The sequence below is a fragment of the Rhizobium sp. 01N424 genome (genome assembly GCF_056399485.1).
On sequence record NZ_JBFTRK010000042.1, the window covers coordinates 1 to 484 of the forward strand.

The following is a 484-nucleotide window of genomic DNA, read 5'->3' on the forward strand; positions in this document are numbered from 1 at the left end:
GCATGCACACACCCGCCCAGCTGCACCGGAGCCGCCGGCACCCCCTGCCCGCCAAACGTCACCGTCTTCGCCGTCGAACCATCCAACGGCTGCAACAACAGCGCCTTCGGCGTCGCGACCGCCACCGCATCCGCACCCGGACCCGAAAGCTGCAGCTTCGCGTCCCTTGCGTTCTCCAGCGCCAGCTCACGGCCGCCCGGCAGGAACAGCTTCCCCCGGCCCGCATCCAACACCACCGGCGCATCCCCCACCACCGCCAGCTGCAGGTCCCCCGCACCCTTCAACCCATYCCAGGTGCTGGACTGCACRTCCGTCGCCGCGCCCTCGGCATCCACCGCCGTGACCGTGACCTGCCCSGACTTCGGGTCCGCACTGTARATCCGGTCATCGGCACCCACCGCCGACACCGTCCCCGCSGACCCCGCCAGCACCGGCTCGGAACTCTCCGCGTCAAAACCGCCCACGGTCGACGGCGACAACGCCC

The 484-nt window shown here is 71.0% G+C and carries 1 protein-coding gene; it reads right to left on the reverse strand.

Annotated elements, in window-relative coordinates:
• A partial coding sequence (locus AC1DNK_RS29985; RefSeq protein ID WP_477944871.1) for a hypothetical protein occupies positions 1-484 on the reverse strand: 484 nt, incomplete at both ends.